Origin of the sequence: Micromonospora sp. WMMA1947 (assembly GCF_027497355.1) — a bacterium.
Classification (GTDB): domain Bacteria; phylum Actinomycetota; class Actinomycetes; order Mycobacteriales; family Micromonosporaceae; genus Micromonospora.
This window is the reverse complement of sequence record NZ_CP114909.1, coordinates 3,104,168-3,123,457: the sequence shown is the minus strand read 5'-3', so window position 1 is coordinate 3,123,457 and position 19,290 is coordinate 3,104,168. Positions and strand designations below refer to the sequence as shown.

At 71.9% G+C, this 19,290-nt stretch carries 17 protein-coding genes; 4 read left to right on the top strand and 13 right to left on the bottom strand.

Translation table 11 applies throughout. The features are described 5' to 3' along the window. From O7604_RS14970 to O7604_RS14935, 8 genes are read right to left on the bottom strand one after another with little or no spacing between them, the layout of a single operon-like run. Positions 1 to 756 (bottom strand): SDR family oxidoreductase, encoded by a 756-nt coding sequence (locus tag O7604_RS14970; protein WP_281579905.1) that lies wholly within the window; start codon positions 754 to 756, stop codon positions 1 to 3. Next, complete coding sequence (locus tag O7604_RS14965) at positions 753 to 1,577, bottom strand: ATP-binding cassette domain-containing protein (RefSeq protein ID WP_281579904.1); 825 nt, start codon at positions 1,575 to 1,577, stop codon at positions 753 to 755. The genes O7604_RS14970 and O7604_RS14965 overlap by 4 nt, the downstream gene beginning before the upstream one ends. Further along, positions 1,574 to 2,560: an ABC transporter ATP-binding protein gene (locus O7604_RS14960; protein WP_281579903.1), complete on the bottom strand. Its 987-nt coding sequence runs from the start codon at positions 2,558 to 2,560 to the stop codon at positions 1,574 to 1,576. Before O7604_RS14960 ends, O7604_RS14965 begins: the two co-directional genes overlap by 4 nt. A 5-nt stretch (positions 2,561 to 2,565) precedes the next feature. Continuing rightward, a complete protein-coding gene (locus tag O7604_RS14955) occupies positions 2,566 to 3,450 on the bottom strand; it encodes an ABC transporter permease (protein WP_013288207.1) in 885 nt (294 codons plus the stop codon). Then, entirely contained in the window at positions 3,447 to 4,391 is a 945-nt protein-coding gene (locus tag O7604_RS14950; RefSeq protein ID WP_194800627.1) for an ABC transporter permease, read from the bottom strand. Before O7604_RS14950 ends, O7604_RS14955 begins: the two co-directional genes overlap by 4 nt. Positions 4,392 to 4,413: 22 nt before the next feature. Further along, positions 4,414 to 5,856 (bottom strand): aldehyde dehydrogenase family protein, encoded by a 1,443-nt coding sequence (locus O7604_RS14945; protein WP_281579902.1) that lies wholly within the window; start codon positions 5,854 to 5,856, stop codon positions 4,414 to 4,416. Next, positions 5,853 to 7,097, bottom strand: coding sequence for a M20 family metallopeptidase (locus tag O7604_RS14940; RefSeq protein ID WP_281579901.1), 1,245 nt, complete (start codon positions 7,095 to 7,097; stop codon positions 5,853 to 5,855). The genes O7604_RS14945 and O7604_RS14940 overlap by 4 nt, the downstream gene beginning before the upstream one ends. A gap of 11 nt (positions 7,098 to 7,108) precedes the next feature. Continuing rightward, the gene (locus O7604_RS14935) at positions 7,109 to 8,635 is read right to left on the bottom strand and encodes a PLP-dependent aminotransferase family protein (protein ID WP_281579900.1); all 1,527 of its coding nucleotides are present in this window, start codon (positions 8,633 to 8,635) and stop codon (positions 7,109 to 7,111) included. 185 nt (positions 8,636 to 8,820) lie between these two features. On the opposite strand from O7604_RS14935, the gene O7604_RS14930 reads away from it, so the two are divergent. The 3 genes from O7604_RS14930 to O7604_RS14920 all read left to right on the top strand — a co-directional run bounded on the left by O7604_RS14930 (position 8,821) and on the right by O7604_RS14920 (position 12,518). Beyond that, entirely contained in the window at positions 8,821 to 9,909 is a 1,089-nt protein-coding gene (locus tag O7604_RS14930; RefSeq protein ID WP_269704392.1) for a 3-isopropylmalate dehydrogenase, read from the top strand. Between the two features lie 7 nt (positions 9,910 to 9,916). Next, positions 9,917 to 10,873, top strand: a complete 957-nt coding sequence (locus O7604_RS14925; RefSeq protein ID WP_281579899.1) for a formylglycine-generating enzyme family protein — start codon at positions 9,917 to 9,919, stop codon at positions 10,871 to 10,873. Between the two features lie 124 nt (positions 10,874 to 10,997). Then, on the top strand, positions 10,998 to 12,518 hold the full coding sequence (locus O7604_RS14920) for an ABC transporter substrate-binding protein (protein ID WP_269704390.1): 1,521 nt from the start codon (positions 10,998 to 11,000) through the stop codon (positions 12,516 to 12,518). 702 nt (positions 12,519 to 13,220) lie between these two features. On the opposite strand, the gene O7604_RS14915 is transcribed toward O7604_RS14920, so the two are convergent. The 5 genes from O7604_RS14915 to O7604_RS14895 all read right to left on the bottom strand — a co-directional run bounded on the left by O7604_RS14915 (position 13,221) and on the right by O7604_RS14895 (position 18,538). Further along, positions 13,221 to 14,678: a P1 family peptidase gene (locus O7604_RS14915; protein WP_281579898.1), complete on the bottom strand. Its 1,458-nt coding sequence runs from the start codon at positions 14,676 to 14,678 to the stop codon at positions 13,221 to 13,223. A 190-nt stretch (positions 14,679 to 14,868) separates the two neighbouring features. After that, a complete protein-coding gene (locus O7604_RS14910) occupies positions 14,869 to 15,585 on the bottom strand; it encodes a FadR/GntR family transcriptional regulator (protein WP_281579897.1) in 717 nt (238 codons plus the stop codon). A gap of 157 nt (positions 15,586 to 15,742) precedes the next feature. Further along, on the bottom strand, positions 15,743 to 16,141 hold the full coding sequence (locus tag O7604_RS14905) for an Asp23/Gls24 family envelope stress response protein (protein WP_269704387.1): 399 nt from the start codon (positions 16,139 to 16,141) through the stop codon (positions 15,743 to 15,745). Positions 16,142 to 16,330: 189 nt separating this feature from the next. Further along, the gene (gene meaB / locus O7604_RS14900) at positions 16,331 to 17,266 is read right to left on the bottom strand and encodes a methylmalonyl Co-A mutase-associated GTPase MeaB (RefSeq protein ID WP_281579968.1); all 936 of its coding nucleotides are present in this window, start codon (positions 17,264 to 17,266) and stop codon (positions 16,331 to 16,333) included. 78 nt (positions 17,267 to 17,344) lie between these two features. After that, a complete protein-coding gene (locus O7604_RS14895; protein WP_194800615.1) occupies positions 17,345 to 18,538 on the bottom strand; it encodes an acetyl-CoA C-acetyltransferase in 1,194 nt (397 codons plus the stop codon). 63 nt (positions 18,539 to 18,601) lie between these two features. Here O7604_RS14895 and mce point away from each other — a divergent pair, with 63 nt between their 5' ends. Beyond that, positions 18,602 to 19,066, top strand: a complete 465-nt coding sequence (mce, locus tag O7604_RS14890; protein ID WP_194800614.1) for a methylmalonyl-CoA epimerase — start codon at positions 18,602 to 18,604, stop codon at positions 19,064 to 19,066. Positions 19,067 to 19,290 lie beyond the last annotated feature (224 nt).

Below are 19,290 nucleotides of genomic sequence, written 5' to 3'. Positions count from 1 at the left end.
TCAGCCGGCCGTCGTGCCGCCGTCGAGGACGAGCGTGTGGCCCGTCACCATTCGCGCCTCGTCGCTGGCGAGGAACACCACCGCGTCGGCGGAGTCGCGCGGCGTCGCCATGCGTCCCAGCGGGATCGACGCCCGGAAGTTCTCCCGGGCGCTGTCCGGCACGTCACCCATCCCGCCGAGGAACGCCGAGAGCATCGGCGTCTCGGTCGCCGCCGGGGCGATCGCGTTGACCCGGACGCCGTGCGGCGCGAGTTCCAGCGCCAGCGCCTTCATCAGACCGATGACGCCGTGCTTGGCGGCGGTGTACGGCGCGTACCGGGGGCGGGCGATGACCGCCTGCAGCGACGCGGTGAACACGATCGCGCCGCCACCGGCCTCGATCAGCGCGGGCGCGGCGGCCTGCGCGGTCCAGAACGCGCCCTTGAGGTTGACGTCGACCACGCGGTCCAGCGTCGCCTGGTCCACCTCGTCCAGCGGGCCGGTGAACGGCGTACCGGCGTTGGCGTGCATGAGGTCGAGCCGGCCGAACCGCTCGACGGCGGTCTCGACGGCGGCGCGGCAGTCGGCGGCCCGGGTGACGTCGCAGGCCACGCCGACGACGGCGGACCCGAAGTCGGCGGCCGCCTTGGCGGCGCGGTCGCCGTCGAGGTCGGCGATGACGACGCGCGCGCCCTCCTCGACGAGCCGGCCGACGGTGGCCAGTCCGATGCCGCTGGCGCCTCCGGTGACGACGGCGACGCGGTCAACCAACCTCATGTGCTGCTCCTGTTGAATCGGTCCAGGAGGTCGCCGCTCAGGGTGGGCACCGCGGACAGCAGCCTCTGGGTGTAGGGGTGCCGGGGGTCGGAGTAGATCGATTCGGTGTCACCCGTCTCGACGATCCGGCCCTGGTTCATCACCGCGATCCGGTCGCAGAGGTACCGGACCACGGACAGGTCGTGGGAGACCAGGATCAGGGTCAGCTTGAACTGCTCGGCCAGGTCGGTGAGCAGGTTGAGGATCTGCGCGCGGACCGAGACGTCGAGCGCGCTGACCGGCTCGTCGCCGACGATGACCTTCGGCCCGGCCGCGAGGGCGCGGGCGATGGCGATGCGCTGCCGCTGGCCGCCGGAGAACTGGTGCGGGTAGCGGGTCACCGCCTCCTCGGGCAGGCCCACCGAGTGCATCAGCTCGGCCACGCGGGCCCGGTGGTCGCCGGGCAGGCGCAGCGCGCGCATCGGCTCCGCGATGATGTCCGCGACGCGCATCCGCGGGTTCAGCGACGACATCGGGTCCTGCAGCACCATCTGCACGTCGCGGCGCAGGAACGCGAGCTTCCGCTCCGGTACGCCGCTGATCCGCTGCCCGTTGTAGAACGCGGTGCCGGACGTCGGCCGGTCGAGGGCCATGAGGATGCGCGACAGCGTGGACTTGCCGGAGCCGCTCTCCCCCACGATGCCGAACGCCTCGCCCTCGTGGACCTGCACGCTCACGCCGTCGAGCGCGCGGATCGGCTGGCCCGGCGTACGCAGCGACCGCCGCGGGGCGCGGTACTCGCGCACCACGTCGACGGCTTCCAGCAACGGGGTGGTGGTCATGCGCTGGCCTTCCCGCTTCCTAGGGGCTGGTCGCTCTCGATGGGGTGGTGGCAGGCCGCCCGCTGGTTGCTGCCGGGCGGCGCCGTCAGCAGCGGCACCGTGGCGCAGACGTCGTCGGCGCGCGGGCAGCGGTTGCGGTACACGCAGCCGGTGGGGAACGACCCGAGCGACGGGACGCGGCCCGGGATCGTCGACAGCCGGCCGCTTCCGTCGGTGCTCTCCAGCACCGTGGACGCCCGCAGGCCCGCCGTGTACGGGTGCCGGGGCGAGTCGAACACCGTCGCCACGTCGCCGTGCTCGACGATCGAGCCGCCGTACATGACGAGCAGTTCCTCGCAGATGCTGGCGACGACCGGCAGGTCGTGCGTGATGAGCAGCAGCGACGCGCCCTCCTCGCGCACCAGCGTGTCCATCAGCCGCAGCATCTCCGCCTGCACCGTGACGTCCAGCGCCGTGGTGGGCTCGTCCGCGACCAGCACGGCCGGGTCGCACGCCAGCGCGATGGCCAGTACGACGCGCTGCCGCTGACCGCCGGAGAGCTGGTGCGGGTACTTGCGCGCGGTCCGGTCGGGCTCGGGCAGCTGGACCCGTTCGAGCAGTTCGGTGGCCCGGGCGGAGGCCGCCGCGCGGCTCATCCCCTTGTGCAGCCGCAGTGACTCGGCGACCTGGTTGCCGACCCGCATCAGCGGGTTGAGCGCCGTCATCGGCTCCTGGAACACCATGGCGATGTCGTTGCCGCGGACCGCGCACATCTCCTTGTCGGACAGGTCGAGCAGGTTCCGGCCGTTCAGCAACACCCGGCCCGACGCCGTCACGCCGTGGGGCAGCAGGCCCATCAGCGCGAGCGCGGTCAGGGACTTGCCGCAGCCGGACTCGCCGATCAGCCCCATCCGCCGGCCCCGCCCGATCTCGAACGAGACGCCCTTGACGGCCTGGATGTCGTGGACCTTGACGACGAGGTCCTCCACCACGAGCCCGCTCACGCCGCTCACCGTCCTCTCAGCCGCGGGTCGAGGGCGTCGCGCAGCCCGTCGCCCATGAGGTTGAAGCCGAGCACCGACAGGGCGATGGCCAGACCGGGCCAGACGGCGAGCATCGGCTGCACGACGAAGTAGTTCTGGGCCTCCTGGAGCATCCGGCCCCAGGTGGGGGTCGGTGGCGGGGTGCCGTACCCGAGGTAGGACAGCGCCGCCTCGGCGAGCACCGCGTGCGCGAACGACACCGACGCCTGCACGATGAGCAGGGCGGCGATGTTGGGCAGCACGTACCGGACCATGAGCACCACGCCCCGGCGGCCGTAGCTGCGCGCGGCGAGCACGAAGTCGCTCTGCAGCACCTGCATCGCGCCGGCCCGGGTGAGGCGGCCGAACACCGGCACGTTGGCGACGCCGATGGCGATCATGCCGGTGAGGGTGGAGGCGCCGAAGCCGGCAGCCAGGATGATCGCCAGCAGGATGGCCGGGAAGGCGAACACGATGTCCAGCGCCCGCATCACCGGCTCGCTGAGCCAGCGGTGCCCGGTGGCGGCGAGCAGACCCAGGGGTACGCCCACAGCGGCGGCGATCGCGACGGCGACGACACCGACGAACAGGGTGGTCCGCGCGCCGACGAGGAGCTGGCTGACGATGTCCCGGCCGAAGTGGTCGGTGCCGAGCCAGTGGTCCCCGCCCGGGGAGAGCAGCGTCTGCGACGGGTCGACCCGGGTGGGGTCGTACGGCGTCCAGAGGAACGACACCAGCGCGGTGAGGACGACCAGGCCCACCAGGCCGGCGCCGATCACCAGCGTGAGGTTCCAGCGGCGGCGCGGCTTGACCGGGCCGGCCGCGACGACGTCGGCGGTGGCGTCCGGTGGGGCGTCGGCGACTGATGTCATGCCTTGCTCCTCAGCCTGGGGTCGACCGCGTGGTACACCACGTCGACGACGAAGTTGATCAGAAGCACCGCGGCGGTCAGCACCATCACGGTGCCCTGCACCTTCAGCAGGTCGCGGTTGCCGACGTCCTGCAGCAGCATCCGGCCGAGACCGGGCAGGCCGAAGACGTTCTCGATCACGACGGTGCCGATGAGCAGCGTCGCGAGTTGCAGACCGAGGACGGTGATGACCGGGATGGCCGCGTTGCGCAGCGCGTGCCGGGTCAGCGCCTGCGAGCGGCTGAGCCCCTTGGCCCGCGCGGTCTGGATGAAGTCCTCCTGCATGACCTCGACCACCGCGGACCGGACGTAGCGCATCAGGATCGCGCCCTGGGCCACGCCGAGGACCAGCGCCGGCATCAGCAGGGCCTGCACGGCGCCGCCGACGTCGTCCCATCCGGTGAACCCGCCGGCGGGCAGCCACTGCAGCTTCACCGCGAACACGGTGATGAGCAGGATGCCGAGCCAGAACGACGGCACGGCGATGCCGACCTGGCTCAGCGCCGACAGCGCCGTCCCGATCGCGGTCCGGCTCTTCACGGCGGCGAGGATGCCCAGCGGCACGGCGATGAGCAGCGCGAGCGTCATCCCGGCCAGGATCAGCGGCACCGTCACGCCGAGCTTGTCGGCGATCTCCGAGCCGACCGACACCCCGCTGAGCGGCGAGATGCCGAAGTCACCGCGGATCAGGCCGCCGGCCCAGTCGAGGTACCGCTCGGTGAACGGGCGGTTCGTCCCGAACTGTTCCCGCAGCGCCTCCAGCGCCTCGGGGGTGGCGTTCACACCCAGCATCGCCTGCGCCTGGTCGCCCGGCAGCAGCGACAGCATCGTGAAGACGAGGATCGACGCGGCGAACAGGGATACCGCGAGGATGGCCAGCCGCCGGACGAAGTAGATCACCATGCGTGTGTGCTCCCACTCCGAATCATGGCCTGATCATCACCATCTTGGTCACGGTCAGCTCCTCCATGGCGAAGCGCGGTCCCTCCCGGCCGATGCCGGAGTCCTTGACGCCGCCGTACGGCATGTTGTCGGCGCGGAAGCCGGGCACCTCGTTGACGAGCACCCCGCCGACGTCGAGACGGCGCACGACGTCCAGGGCCACCGCCAGATCACGGGTGAAGACGGCGGCCTGGAGCCCGTAGCGCGACCTGTTGACCAGCTCGACCGCCGCGTCCATGTCCGGCACCGACCGGACGCAGACCACCGGGCCGAAGATCTCCTCCGCCCAGCACTCGGCGTCCTCGGGGACGTCGACGAGCACCGTCGGCTGCAGCACCCGGCCCTGCGCCGTACCGCCGGCCAGGCAGCGCGCACCGGCGGCGACCGCGCGATCCACCCACGAGTGGACCCGCTCGGTGGACGCCTCGTCCACCAGTGCGGACACCCGGGTGCCGGCGGACCGGGGGTCGCCGGTGGTGACCGTAGCCAGCAGCGGCCGGAGGCGTTCCAGCAGCGCCTCGCGGACCGGCTCCTCGACGATCACCCGCTGCACGCTGATGCACGCCTGACCGGAGGCGTAGAACCCCCCGCGTACGACCGCTTCCGCGGCCCGGTCCAGGTCGGCGTCGCGGCCGACGACGAGCGCCGCGTTGGACCCGAGTTCGAGCAGCACCTTGCGCGGGGCCGCGGCGCGGGCGATCTGGTGGCCGACCTGCGCGGACCCGGTGAACGACACGGCGGCGACGCCGGGATGCGTGGTCAGGAGCTTGCCGACCTCGACGCCACCGGTGACGAGCTGGACCCCGGCGGCCGGGCAGCCCGCCCGGCGGAACAGGTCGACCAGCACCAGCGTGGCCAGCGGCGTGTTCGGCGCCGGCTTGACGATCACCGGGCAGCCCGCCGCGACCGACGGCGCGACCTTGTGGGCGGCCAGGAGCAGGGGGTAGTTGAACCCGGTGATGCCGACGACGACACCGACCGGGCGGCGCACCCAGAAGCCGAGCATGCCCTCGCCGGCCGGCTGCATGTCCAGTGCCACCGTCTCGCCGGTCAGGTGCCCGACCTCCTCGGCGGCGGTCTCCAGCGTGACAAGCGTGCGGGCGACCTCGACCCGGCAGTCGACGAGCGGCTTGCCGGTCTCCAGGACCAGCAGCTCGGCGAGGTCGTCGGCGCGGGCGCGCACCTCGGCGGCGACTGTCGTCAGGATCGCGCGCCGCCGGTGACCGGGCAGGCCGGCCATCTCCGCGGCGACCTCCCGCGCGGCTTCGACAGCCGCCTCCCCGTCGGCGATGTCGCCCCACGGCGCCTGGGTCACGATGCTGCCGTCGTACGGGAACCGGACCGGCGCGGTCTGCGCGGTGGTGGTCCAGCCCGCGCCGATCGGCAGGCCGGCGGGCAGCGCGTTCAGCAGCTCCTGCGCGGTCACGACGCCGCACCCGACCGGGCGCCGGTGGCCCCGTTGAGGAAGGCCAGCGCCGCCTCGGCGTAGACCTTCGTCTTGCGGACGATGTCGTCGACCTCGACGTACTCGTCGGGCTGGTGGGCGATCCACTTCGGGCCCGGGCCGTACACGACGTTCGGGATGCCGCTGTCGCGCCACAGGATCGTGCCGTCGGTCGCGCCGGGCACACCACCGAAGACCGGCTCGGCGCCGGTGACGGCGCGGTGCGCGTCGGCCACGGCGAGCGAGATCGGGTGGTCCTCCGGGGTGACCGCGCACGGCCGGTCGTCGACGACCTCGACGGCGAAGGTGACGCCGTGCCGGGCGCCGATGGCGTCGGCGTCGGAGCGGACGCGCGCGGCGAGCGCGGCGTGGTCGACACCGGGTACGGTCCGGCAGTCCACGCCGAGCACGGCGCGGCCGGGGATGACGTTGAGCTGGTCGGCGGAGCCGGCGTCCAGGACCGTGGGGGTCAGGAACGTCAGGCCGAGGTGCTCGTGCTCACCCGGGTCGGCCTGCAGCTCCTTCTGGTACCGGCCGAGCGCGGCGACCAGCTCGGCCACCGCGGGGACGGGGTTGCGGCCGTGCTGCGGCATCGCGCCGTGCGCCATCTTGCCGGTGCAGGTGACCAGCAGCCGGACGGCGCCCTTGGCGACCGCGCAGATCTCCTCCGCCTCCGGCTCGCAGATGATCGCGGCGTCCACCTCACCGGCCAGCGGCGTCGTGGTGAAGTGCTTCGCCCCGAGCATCTGGCCCTCCTCGTCCACCAGGGCCGCCACCACGATCCGGCCCGGGAACGGCCCGGCCAGCTCGACGGCCCGGGTCGCGTGGATCATCGCGGCGACACCGGCCTTCATGTCGGCGGAGCCGCGACCGTACAGCCGCCCGTCGACGATGTCGCCGCCGAACGGGTCGACAGTCCACTCCTCGGGAGCGCCCTCGGTGACGACGTCGGTGTGCCCCTCGAACATCAGCGTCGGGCCGGGCAGGCCACCGTCGACCACCGCGACGACGTTGGGACGCCCGGGGACGACCTCGGTGACGTCCGGTCGCCATCCGAAACCTCGCATGACCTCCGCGACGAGTTCCGCCGCGGGCTGCTCGCTGCGCCCGCGCCCCGCGTCCCAGGTCGAGGGGATGCGGACCAGGTCCTGGGTCAGCGTCACGACGGCTTGCTCGTCCACGAGATGGCCGGCGCGGAGGGAGGCGTGGGTGTCCGACGTCATGGCGTCGGAGGTTACGAACTCCGACCCCGGAGGGGAACGTCCAGTTTCCGGGTCGGTGGGGGTACCAGCCCTGGCCGGACCTGGACTTCTACGGCCTCCACGACCCGCCGCACGCCCTCGTCGATGCGGTCCAGCGGCATCACCTGGTACCCCAGGCGCAGGTGGTGACGCGGCGCCGGCCGGGTGGCCCAGTACGGCGCGCCCGGGTCCAGCAGCACGCCCTGCCGGCGCAGCTCGCGGGCGAGTTCCCCGGCGTCCAGCCCCGGCGGGCCGGTGATCCACCGTGCCAGCCCGCCGCGCGGCACCGGCTGCGGCCCCCAGCGCACGTGCCGCTCGACCGCCCGCACCATCTCCTCGTACAGCCCCTGGTAGTGGGCGCGGACGCGACGCACGTGACGGGCCAGGTCGCGGCTGGCGATCATCTGGGCGAGGGCGCGCTGCATCGGGCCGGGCGGGTGACGCAGCACGTAGCGGGAGCGGGCCCGCATGGCGTCCACGAGCGCCGGGGACGCCACCACGTAGCCGAGCCGCAGGCCCGGTGCCAGCAGCTTGCTGAAGCTGCCGAGGTAGACCACGCGGTCCTCGTCGTCGAGGGCCCGCACCGCCACCGCGGGCATTCCGCGGAACGTCATCTCGGGGTCGTAGTCGTCCTCGATCACGACCGCGTCCGCCGCTCCCGCCCGCCGCAGCAGCTCCTCACGCCGGGACGCCGACATGGTCGCGCCGGTCGGGTACTGGTGGCTCGGCGTGACGTAGACGAGCTGGGCGCCGTGCAGGTCCGCCGGCAGGTCCTCGACGACCAGGCCGTCCTCGTCGACCGCGCCGGGCACCACGTCGGCACCGGCCATCTGCATGATCGTCCGCGCGTCCGGGTAGCCCGGGTCCTCGACGAGCACCACGCTGCCCGGCCGGACGAGGACGCTCGCCAGCAGGTGCAGCGCGTGCGTCGAGCCCAGCGTGATCATCACCTGGTCCGGACGGGCGGAGATGCCGCGCGCGGGCAGCACGTGCTCGCAGAGCTGACGCACCAGCTCCGGGTCGTCGGCCTGGCCGGCGTCCCCGATGACCCGGGTCAGCCCGTCCTGCCGCAGCGCCTCACGCTGCGCCCGTTCCCACGCGCCGATCGGAAACATGGTGGGGTCGGGCTGGCCGACCACGAAGGGGAACGGCGCCCGCGCCCACGCCGGATCCCGGTGCACCGGAGTCGGGGGCGGTTCCGGTAGCCGCGCCGCCCAGTCGATCGGCTGCATCGGCGAACGGGTGGTCCGCCGCGCGGCCCGCATCCGCACCACCGCGTCCGAGGAGACGTAGAGACCGCGGCGCGGGACGGTCACGATCAGCCCCTGCTCCATGAGCCGGTCGTACGCGGTCAGCACCGTGTTCCGGGAGACGCCGAGCGCCTCGGCCAGGCGGCGCGTGCTCGGCAGCGGGCCGTCGTCGTACTGCCCGGCGAGGATGGCGTCCTCGAGCCCGGTGATGATCTGCTCGTAGAGCGGAACCGTGCTCTGCGGGTTGACCGGCAGCAGGAAATCCGCCACCTCGACCTCCCACCTCCGCGGGGGTCTCGCCTCGTCCCGTCGTCGTACGCCCTGCACACGCCCTGTGCGTCCCGCTGGTACCAGCCTAGCCGGAGACCTGGACCTGTTGCGGAGGGCCCGTTCCCGCCACGCTTGGCCGGGCGATGGCAGGTGACGGTCTCCTGCACGCGGACAGGGGTGGACTCATGAGCGCCCAGCGAATCGCGCTGGTGCCCGGCGACGGCATCGGACCGGAGGTCACCGCGCAGGCGGTCAAGGCGTGCGACGCCGCCGCCCGACGGTTCGGGATCGACCTGGTCTGGGAGGACTACGAACTCGGCGCGGACTACTGGCGGATAACCGGCCAGGTCGTACCGCCGGACGTGGAGCAGGAACTGGCCAAGGCGGACGCCATTCTCTTCGGCGCCGTCGGCGACCCGTCGGTGCCGCCCGGCGTGCTCGAACGCGGCCTGGTGATCCACCTGCGGACCGCGTTCGACCAGTACGTGAACCTGCGGCCGGTCAAGCTGCTGCCCGGCGTACCCACGCCCATCGGCGGCCTGCGCCCCGAGCAGTGCGACCTGGTGATCCTGCGGGAGAACACCGAGGGCGCGTACGTCGGCGCCGGCGGCTTCATCCACCGGGGCGGGCCGGACGAGATCGCCACCCAGGAGTCGGTCAACACCCGCAAGGGGGTCGAACGCCTCATCCGGCACGGTTTCCGGCTGGCCCTGACCCGCCGCAAGCACGTGACCCTGGTGCACAAGGCGAACATCCTCACGTACGCCGGTGACCTGTGGCAGCGGACCTTCGAGGAGGTCGCCGCGGAGTACCCGGACATCGCTGTGGACTACGTCCACGTCGACGCGATGTGCCTCTACCTGGTGACGCAGCCGGAGCGGTTCGACGTGGTGGTCACCGACAACCTGTTCGGCGACATCATCACCGACCTCGGCGCCGCCGTGCAGGGCGGTCTCGGTCTGGCCGCGAGCGGCAACCTCAACCCGACCGGGTCGGCGCCGAGCATGTTCGAGCCGGTGCACGGCTCCGCGCCGGACATCGCCGGCCGTGGCTGGGCCAACCCCGCGGGCTCGATCCTCAGCGCCGCGCTGATGCTGGAGCACCTGGGCCACGCCGAGGCGGCCCGCAGCCTGGAGGACGGCGTGAAGGCGGTGCTGCCGCGCCTGGGCGCCATGCGCGGGCCGGAGATGGGCATGTCGACCGAGGACTTCGGCGACGCGGTCGCGGCCGTCATCGGCGAGGGCGCGTACCAGGCGGACGCCCTGCCGGCGTAGCGCGGATGTGAGCACCGAATCGGCTGAACACGGCGACGGCGGAGGAAGCCCTCCGCCGTCGCCGTGTTGCGCGCCGAAACGCCCGCCCGCCGCCGCCGGATCGACGTCCGGCCCGAGCGCCGTCCGCGCCGGCCCCGCCGGTACGGAGGGCCTGATCGCGCTGCCCGGCGGCACCTTCCTCATGGGCACCGACGATCCGGAGGGCTTCCCGGAGGATCTGGAGGGGCCGGTCCGCCCGGTGACCGTGGCGCCGTTCGAGATCGCCGCGACACCGGTGACGAACCGGCAGTTCGCCCGCTTCGTCGACGCCACCGGCTACCGCACGGACGCGGAACGGTACGGCTGGTCGTTCGTCTTCCACCTGCTGCTGGCGCCGTCCGCACGCTCGTGGGTACTCGACGCCACGGTGCCGGGCGCACCCTGGTGGCTGGCGGTCGAGGGGGCGCACTGGGCCGCCCCGGACGGGCCCGGTTCGGACGTACGCGGACGCGAGCAGCATCCGGTCGTGCACGTCTCCCAGCGGGACGCCGAGGCGTACTGCCTGTGGTCCGGCACCCGGCTGGCCGCCGAGGCGGAGTGGGAGTACGCGGCGCGCGGCGGCCTGTCCCAGGCCCGCTACGCCTGGGGCGACGAGCTGACCCCGGGCGGGCGGCACCTGTGCAACATCTGGCAGGGCACCTTCCCCGCTGTCAACGCCGCGGACGACGGGTTCGTGGGCACCTCTCCGGTGACCGCGTTTCCGCCGAACGGCTACGGCCTGTACGACGTCGCGGGCAACGTTTGGGAACTCACGGCCGAACCCTGGCGCGACCATCGAGGCCGCATCTCACCAGGTGAGAGCGTCATCAGGGGTGGTTCGTATCTCTGCCACGACTCCTACTGCAACAGATACCGCGTGGCAGCACGGAGTCGGACCACCGTTGACTCCTCGAGTGGCAACACCGGGTTCCGCGTGGCCCGGTAGCCGGATGCTGATTGGTACCTGCCGACCCCGCTGAACTGGCCCTTTTGCATCGGGTACCACGCTCATAGTGTCCCGCCTCACAGGCTACGAGCGCCCTTGGCGTTCTTCGCGATGGGACACACGAATGAATCGGCTGAAGATAACGCTGCCCGCCGTGCTGCTCGCCACGGCGCTGGCTCTGACCGCGTGCAGTAGCGATGGTGACTCGGAGACCACCACCGGCGGTGGTGGTTCCGGCAACGGTACGGTCACCCTCGGTGCCTACCTCGAGCCGGTGAGCCTCGACCTGACCGCCGAGGCCGGCGCCGCGATCCCGCAGGTCCTGCTCTACAACGTGTACGAGGGCCTGGTGCGCCAGAACGCGGACACCGGCGAGGTGGAGCCGCTGCTGGCCACCGAGTGGAAGATGTCCGACGACGGCACCAAGTACACGTTCAAGCTCCGCGAAAACGTGACCTTCCACGACGGCCAGAAGCTCACCGCGCAGGACGTGGTGTGGAGCTTCAAGCGGGTGACCGCGGAGGGCTCGACGAACCCGTTCAAGTCCCAGATGACAGTCGTGAAGACCGTCGAGTCGCCGGACGCGTCCACCGTGGAGGTGACGCTGTCGCGGCCCAGCCAGAGCTGGCTGTTCGACGTCGCCGGCCGCGTCGGCGTGGTCCTCAAGGAGAACGCCACCGACCTGGGCACGAAGCCGAACGGCACCGGCCCCTTCAAGTTCGACAAGTGGAACCGCGGCGACAGCATCACGCTGGTGCGCAACGACGGCTACTGGGGCGAGAAGGCCAAGGTAGCCACCGCCGTCTTCCGCTACATCACCGACGCCAACGCCCTGAACAACGCGATGCTCTCCGGTCAGCTCGACATCGTGGCGAACATCCAGGCGCCGCAGCTGCTCGAGGTCTTCAAGGGCAACAAGCAGTTCGAGGTGGTCGAGGGCAAGACGACCGGTGAGGTCGTCATGGCGATGAACAACAGCAAGGGCCCGCTGGCCGACGTCCGGGTGCGCCAGGCCATCCGCCACGCGATCGACCACGACGCCCTCATCAAGACCGTCTGGTCCGGCTACGGCACGAAGATCGGCAGCATGGTGCCGCCGAGCGACCCGTGGTACGAGGACCGCACCGGCGACTTCCCGCACGACCCCGCCAAGGCCAAGCAGCTGCTCGCCGACGCCGGTCACGCCAACGGGCTCACCCTGACCATGGACGTCCCGCCGCCCGGCTACGCCCGCGCCTCCGCGCAGTTCGTCGCCTCGCAGCTCGCCGAGGTCGGCATCAAGGTGACCCAGAACAACGTCGAGATGCCGCAGTGGCTCGACAAGGTGCTCGGCAAGGCCAACTACGACCTGTCGATCATCGCCCACGTGGAGCCGCGTGACCTGGTCCGCTACGGCCAGCCGGACTACTACTACCGCTACAAGAACCCGGCCGTCACGCAGCTCATGAACGAGGCCGACACGGCCCTGGACGCGGCGACCCGGGACAAGAAGTTCGCCGAGGCCGCGAAGGTCATCTCGCAGGAGGCGGCCAGCGACTGGCTCTTCCTGCTGCCGAACCTGGCCGTGATCCGCGACGGCGTCGAGGGCTACCCGAAGGACGCGGTGACCCAGTCCTTCGACGTCACCAAGGTGTCCAAGAAGTAATCAGTTCCACGCACACGGAAGGACCTGGTGGGCTCCCGCCCACCAGGTCCTTCCGTCTTTCCGCCCGCTCCCCGCTCCCCGCTCCCCGCTCCCCGCTCCCCGCTCCCCGCTCCCCGCGATCTTGCACTTGCGGCCCCTGGCGCGGGGGATTTGACCCCGTTCGCCGGGGCACCAAATCCAAGATCGACGGGCTAGGAGGGCCGGGGACGCCCGAGGAGCCGTGATCGGTGCGCAGGGGACTGACGCAGTCGAGGTGCTGCCCGCGTGTAGCCCTGCGCGTCCGGGACCGCAGGGCGTCGACACAACGCACTGCCGAGCGGGCGCTAAGCCGCGGTGGACGTGTTCCGCCCGGGCCGACGACCACGTCCAGCCCTGCGGTGCAGCCCCTGCGCTCGGCGCCAGCGCGATGCACAGGGGCTGCCGAGGGACGGCGCAATCCCGCTCGCGCTCCACACGCCAGGAGCTGACGTGCTGCGGAGTGAGTCGGTGTAGAACGCCCCGCTCCGTCGATCTTGGAGTTGTGGCGCCTGGGATGCCCCGTATGCGAGCTGTGCGAGGTGCCACAACTCCAAGATCGGCGGTCACATCAAGCGCGGACCGGAGGGCGGGAAACGACGCGAGGCGGGTCCCGTCCTGGTGGACGGAACCCGCCTCGTTCGTCAGGCGCCTCCTGTTGCGGCGCGAGGTGAGACAGCGTGTGTGTCAGCTGAGCGGGGCGGAGGGCGTCCGGCGGCGTCCCCGCAGGTGCATCCCCAGCAGGCCGACGCCGAGGATGGCGGCGGCCAGCAGGCCCGTGGTCACGCCGGTCGGGACGCTGGGACCACCGGTGTTACCGGAGGCGAGAACCATGCCGTTCTGCGACTCCTGCTGGGTGGTGTTGCCCGCCGGGGCGGCCTTGGGCTTGGGCTTGTCCTTGCCGTTGTCGGCACCGGCCGGCGCGGGGACCGGGGTCTGCGCCAGCGCCTGCGACGCCGCGGCGAAGGTCTCCGGCGTCACGTCCGGGGCGTTGCCCTGGGTACGCCACTGCTTGAGCTGCTTCATGCCCTTGCAGGCCGAGGGGTAGCGGTCGCAGTAGCTGGTGGTGTTGCCGATGCTCTCGGACGAGAGGACAGCCTTGGCGATGGCACGGGCGAGCGTGCTGGCGCCGGCGTTGAAGATGGCGTTGAGCTGGCGGCTGTCGGCCGGGTCGTTGATCTGGAGCGCCTCGCCCTTGCCGGTGGACACCGCGAACACGGTGTCGCCGTCGCCGAGCGTGTGGATCGGGCTGATCGCGCGGGCCATGCCGTCGTGCGCGTTGCCGGACATGCGCTGCGCGGCGGCCTTCTCCAGCGGGGCGTTGGTCGCGACCACGGCGATCGTGGTGTTGGCCGGCTGCTCGGCGGCGGCGGCCGGCGGGGTCGGCGGGTTGCACTCCTTCTTCTTGGGAGCCTTGTACCCGGCGAACTCGTCGCCGATGCCGTACTTGACGCCGTACAGGGTGCAGTCGGCCGGGTCGACCGGGGAACCGGCCGGGTTCACGATCACCATCGCGCCGACGTAGATGCCGTCGCCGAGGTGGACGCTCGCGGTGCCGACGCCGCCGCGCATGCCGCCGCCACGGGCACCGGTGCCACCGCCGACGCCGCCCTGGCGAACGGGACCGTCCGAGGTGGCCTGTGCCGCGAGGTAGCCCCACTCGGCGGAGGTGCGGGCCTTCGGGTCGCCGCCGCGGCCGAGGTCGAAGATGTCCGCGGCCGGCACGATCGGGGCCACGCCGCCGGCGCCGACGCGTACGCCCTCGCCGCGGTCCTCGAGCCAGCGGATGATGCCGTTGGTGGCCGACAGCCCGTACATGCTGCTGCCGCCGAGCTGGATCGCGTTGACGCCCGGGTTCGAGTTGAGCGGGCTGAGCAGGTCGGTCTCCTTGGTGGCGGGGGCGCCACCACGCTGGTCCACACTCGCCACGGACATCTGCGGCATGTAGACGACCGAGGTGCCGGTCAGGTACGGAGCGGTGTCGGACTGGACCTGGCCGACCTGGATGCCGGGGACGTCGGTGATGGCGTTGTGGGTGCCCGGGGCACCGGCGGCGGGGTTGGCCGACGCGGGCGACCCGACGAGCACGAGTCCCGGACAGACCAGGGCTGCCGCGGCGAACGCGGCGAATCTGGACGACTTCATGCAGCTTCTCCCATGTGAAGCGGTGCGACCTCCGCCCCGATCGGGGCGGTCGATGCATTGGGCAACTGGTGGTCCCCCGTGGTACACGACGAGATGTGGGGGAGGCTACTGGTCAGACCAGTTGAAGGGAAGAGCCTGCTCAGCTGATGGCCGACTCGGATAATCCGAGGTCAGGCCACATCAGGCGGATTCAGAGCAATACGTCCACCATCGAGCGACGCGCCTCCGGCACGTACTCGGCGTAGTAGTGGTGCAACTCCTGCCGGGTCAGCCGGGCCACCTCGTCGGCCTCGCCCGCCCGCATCGCGTCGATGACGCGCCGGTGATGTGTCAAGGTGCGCTCCATCAGGGCCTCCGGATCCGGGGCCTGCGCGAGCTTGGTGGAGATGAGGTCCAGCACCATGCTCCGTACCGCGTCGAGGCAGAGCACGAGCAACTCGTTGCCCGACAACCGGGCGACGTGCTCGTGGAAGCGGACGTCCGCCGCGCTGAACGCCTCGTAGCCGTCGGCCACCGCGTCCCGCATGCCCGTCAGCGCCTGCTCCAGCTCGTCCAACTCGGACGGTGACGCCAGCCGGGCGGCGACCGAACCGGCCGCCGACTCGATGATCATCCGGAACTGGAGCAGCTCCGCCACGCCGAGCCGCCGGCTGTCCACGACCCGGGCGAACAGCTTGCGCATCGCCGAGGCGGTCGAGGCGATCACCTGCGGCCCGAGCGGGTCACCGGGGCGCGAGCGGACCAGGCCGCTGCTCTCCAGCACGCGCAGCGCCTCGCGCACGGTGGACCTGCTCACGTCGAACTGGGTCGTCAGCTCGCGCTCGCTGGGCAGCCGGTCCCCCGGCCGCAGGTCGCCGGCGGCGATCCGCTCCTCGACCTGCCGGACGATCCCCTCGTACGCCCTCACGGTGCGCACTGGAGCGAACGAGACACCCTTGGGCATGGCGAACCTCCCGACGCACCGCGGCCTCGCGCCGCTGCGAACAACGGTACGGTGCATCGACCCGTGCGGTGGTCAGCCCCCGCCCGCGACGACGAGTGCGCAGGCCGGGCGGCCGAGCGCGTCAGCTCGCGCCGATGGCCACGTCGTCGACACGAATGTTGATCTCGGCGGCGCGCAGTCCGTACGCCTCGATCGCGGACGCCACCGCGGCCCGGACCTCACCCGTCACCTGCGGCACCGGGTACCCGGCGTCGATCACGAGGACGAGGTTGACCACTGCCGAGCCGTCGGTGACGTGCGCCGAGCAGCCGCGCCGCGCGTCCCCGACCTGGTCCAGCCCGACCCGGTCCAGCACGGCGTTGAAGAAGCGGGCGATGTCGCCGCCCAGCTCGGCCACGCCCGGCACCGACTTCGCGGCGGCCACCGCGATCTTCTCGACCACCTCGTCCGAGACCGAAGTGCTCCCGCCCGCCACGGTCTCGTGCATCGCCGGCAGCTCCTGAGTAGCGTCGTGCTCCACGCGCCCCGCCCTCCCTCGTCCGGGGGAGCGTACATCGACCGTCGATCATGGAGTTACGGCCCCGGCAGAAGCCGCGAAGCAGGCGCAACCGGGGCCGCAACCGCAAGATCGCGGGCTTTGCGGGAGCGCCTCCCGTCACGCGAGATTGGCGTTCCGCCAGGTGGGAGCGGCGGACGGGGCGGGGGCGGGTCAGGAGCCCAGCTGGGAGAGCAGCTCGTCCGCCGCAGCGTACGGGTCGATGGCGCCCTCGGCCACCTTGGCCGCGAGCGTCGGGAGCTGCGTACCGTCGCGCAGTGAGCCGATCCGGGCGCGCAGGACGCCCAGCGCGATGGCCTCGATCTCGGCGGCGGCCCGCGCCTCCCGGCGGCGGCGCAGCTCGCCGTGGCGCTCCAGCCAGTCGCGGTGCTTGTCGATCGCGGCGGCGATGTCGTCGATGCCCTCGGCACGGGAGGCGATCGAGCGCACCACCTGCGGACGCCACTCCCCCGGCCCACGCTCGCCCAGCGCGATCATGCCCTGGATGTCGCGGACCGTCGCGTCGGCACCGTCCCGGTCGGCCTTGTTGACCACGAAGACGTCGGCGATCTCCAGGATGCCGGCCTTGACCGCCTGGATCGCGTCGCCCATGCCCGGCGCGAGCAGCACGAGCGTGGTGTCGGCCAGCGACGCCACCTCCACCTCGGCCTGCCCGACACCGACGGTCTCGACGAGCACCACGTCGCAGCCGGCGCCCTCCAGCACGCGCACCGCCTGCGGCGTGGCGGCGGAGAGCCCGCCCAGGTGGCCCCGGCTGGACATCGAGCGGATGTAGACGCCCGGGTCGGTCGCGTGGTCCTGCATCCGGACCCGGTCGCCGAGGATCGCCCCGCCGGTGAACGGGCTGGACGGGTCGATCGCGAGCACGCCGACCCGGTGCCCGCGCGCCCGCAGCGCCCGGACCAGCTCGTTCGTGGTGGTCGACTTGCCCACGCCGGGCGAGCCGGTCAGGCCGACCACCTGGGCGTGCCCGGCGTACGGCGCGAGCGCCGCCGCAACCTGCGGCAACACCTCGTCGCCGGACTCGACCAGGGTGATCAGGCGGGCCACCGCGCGGGGGTCACCCGCGCGGGCCCGTTCCACCAGCATGGGTACGTCCCGGCTGCGGCGCACCGGGCCGGAGGCCGCCGCCGGGGCGTTCTGTGCATCGTTCACAGGTATCAGCAATCAGCTCTCGGCGCCGTTCGGGACGTGGATGATCAGCGCGTCGCCCTGCCCGCCACCGCCGCAGAGCGCCGCCGCGCCGGTGCCGCCACCGCGCCGCTTCAGCTCCATCGCGAGCGTGAGGACGAGGCGGGCGCCGGACATGCCGATCGGGTGGCCGAGCGCGATCGCGCCACCGTTGACGTTGACCTTGTCGGGGCTGATCCCGAGGTCACGGGTGGACTGGATGCCCACCGCCGCGAACGCCTCGTTGATCTCGATGAGGTCGAGGTCCTCGATGCTCAGGCCGCCCTTCTTCAGGGCGTGGTTGATCGCGTTCGACGGCTGCGAGTGCAGGGAGTTGTCCGGACCGGCCACGTTGCCGTGCGCGCCGATCTCGGCCAGCCAGGTCAGGCCCAGCTCCTTGGCCTTGGCCTTGCTCATCACGACCACGGCGGCGGCGCCGTCGGAGATCGGCGAGGAGCTGCCGGCGGTGATGGTGCCGTCCTTGGTGAAGGCGGGGCGCAGCTTCCCGAGCGACTCGGCGGTGGTGTCGGGGCGGATGCCCTCGTCCTCGCTGATAACCAGCGGGTCGCCCTTGCGCTGCGGGATGACCACCGGGGTGATCTCGTCGCCGAAGTGGCCGTTCTTCTGCGCGGCGGCGGCGCGCTGGTGGCTGGCCGCGGAGAACGCGTCCTGCTCCTCGCGGGTGATGCCGTGCTTCGCGCCGTGCCGCTCGGTCGACTCGCCCATCGAGCAGCAGTCCCAGGCGTCGGTGAGGCCGTCGAGGGCCATGTGGTCCTTGACCGTCACGTCGCCGTACTTGTAGCCGGAGCGCTGACCGAGCAGCAGGTGCGGGGCGTTCGTCATCGACTCCATGCCGCCGGCCACCACGACGTCGAACTCACCGGCCCGGATGAGCTGGTCGGCGAGCGCGATCGCGTCCAGCCCGGAGAGGCAGACCTTGTTGATGGTCAGCGCCGGGGTGGACATCGGGATGCCGGCCTCGACGGCCGCCTGCCGGGCCGGGATCTGCCCGGCGCCGGCCTGGAGCACCTGGCCCATGATCACGTACTGGACCTGCTCGGGCGCGACGCCGGCGCGCTCCAGGGCCGCCTTGATCGCGATGCCACCGAGCTTGGTCGCGGGGAGGTCCTTGAGGTTGCCCAGCAGGCGCCCCATGGGGGTCCGCGCGCCGCTGACGATCACCGAAGCCATTGCCTGCCTCCGAGGGGGGTGCCGACCTGTACGCCTTAACGATTGTTCGGTCAGACTAGCGTCATGGCTGAGAACTCCCCCGTCGAGCCCGCTGCCGAGTTTGTCACAGACATCGGCCTGCGCCGCATCGACCACGTCGGGATCGCCGTGGCCGACCTGGACGCCGCGATCGACTTCTACCAGCGCACGTTCGGGATGCGCTGCGTGCACACCGAGACCAACGACGAGCAGGGCGTACGCGAGGCGATGCTCGCGGTCGGGCCGGACGCGTCCGGCGGCATGGTGCAGCTGCTCGCGCCGCTGTCCCCGGACACCACGATCGGCAAGTTCCTGGACAAGCGCGGTCCCGGCATCCAGCAGGTGGCGTACACGGTGGCGGACATCGACGTGGCCTGCGCGGCGCTGCGTGAGCGCGGCGTCCGGCTGCTCTACGACGCACCCCGGCGCGGGACGTCGGACTCCCGGGTCAACTTCGTGCACCCCAAGGACGCCGGCGGCGTGCTGATCGAGCTGGTCCAGCCCGCCTGAGGCGCAAGGAAGGGCCCCTTCTTAACAGACGTCTGTTAAGAAGGGGCCCTTCCTAACACGTGGGAACACGCGCGGCAGTGCGCACTTGCACGTTCCCACGGACACCTCCACGCATTGGTGGATGCAGTTTTTCACAGAGGGGTTCCCGCTTTAGCTACCGTTCAGTAACGTCCGCCCGAACAGCAGCGGCGACCGGTGCCGGAATGTGTCGATTGCCGACATGG

Bases quoted from the DNA above. Each gene is read 5' to 3' on its own strand.
- meaB (WP_281579968.1), bottom strand. From the start codon at position 17,266: ATGCTGGTGGAACGGGCCCGCGCGGGTGACCCCCGCGCGGTGGCCCGC.
- O7604_RS14940 (WP_281579901.1), bottom strand. From the start codon at position 7,097: ATGACGTCGGACACCCACGCCTCCCTCCGCGCCGGCCATCTCGTGGAC.
- O7604_RS14955 (WP_013288207.1), bottom strand. From the start codon at position 3,450: ATGACATCAGTCGCCGACGCCCCACCGGACGCCACCGCCGACGTCGTC.
- O7604_RS14950 (WP_194800627.1), bottom strand. From the start codon at position 4,391: ATGGTGATCTACTTCGTCCGGCGGCTGGCCATCCTCGCGGTATCCCTG.
- O7604_RS14920 (WP_269704390.1), top strand. From the start codon at position 10,998: ATGAATCGGCTGAAGATAACGCTGCCCGCCGTGCTGCTCGCCACGGCG.
- O7604_RS14965 (WP_281579904.1), bottom strand. From the start codon at position 1,577: ATGACCACCACCCCGTTGCTGGAAGCCGTCGACGTGGTGCGCGAGTAC.
- mce (WP_194800614.1), top strand. From the start codon at position 18,602: ATGGCTGAGAACTCCCCCGTCGAGCCCGCTGCCGAGTTTGTCACAGAC.
- O7604_RS14895 (WP_194800615.1), bottom strand. From the start codon at position 18,538: ATGGCTTCGGTGATCGTCAGCGGCGCGCGGACCCCCATGGGGCGCCTG.
- O7604_RS14915 (WP_281579898.1), bottom strand. From the start codon at position 14,678: ATGAAGTCGTCCAGATTCGCCGCGTTCGCCGCGGCAGCCCTGGTCTGT.
- O7604_RS14970 (WP_281579905.1), bottom strand. From the start codon at position 756: ATGAGGTTGGTTGACCGCGTCGCCGTCGTCACCGGAGGCGCCAGCGGC.
- O7604_RS14930 (WP_269704392.1), top strand. From the start codon at position 8,821: ATGAGCGCCCAGCGAATCGCGCTGGTGCCCGGCGACGGCATCGGACCG.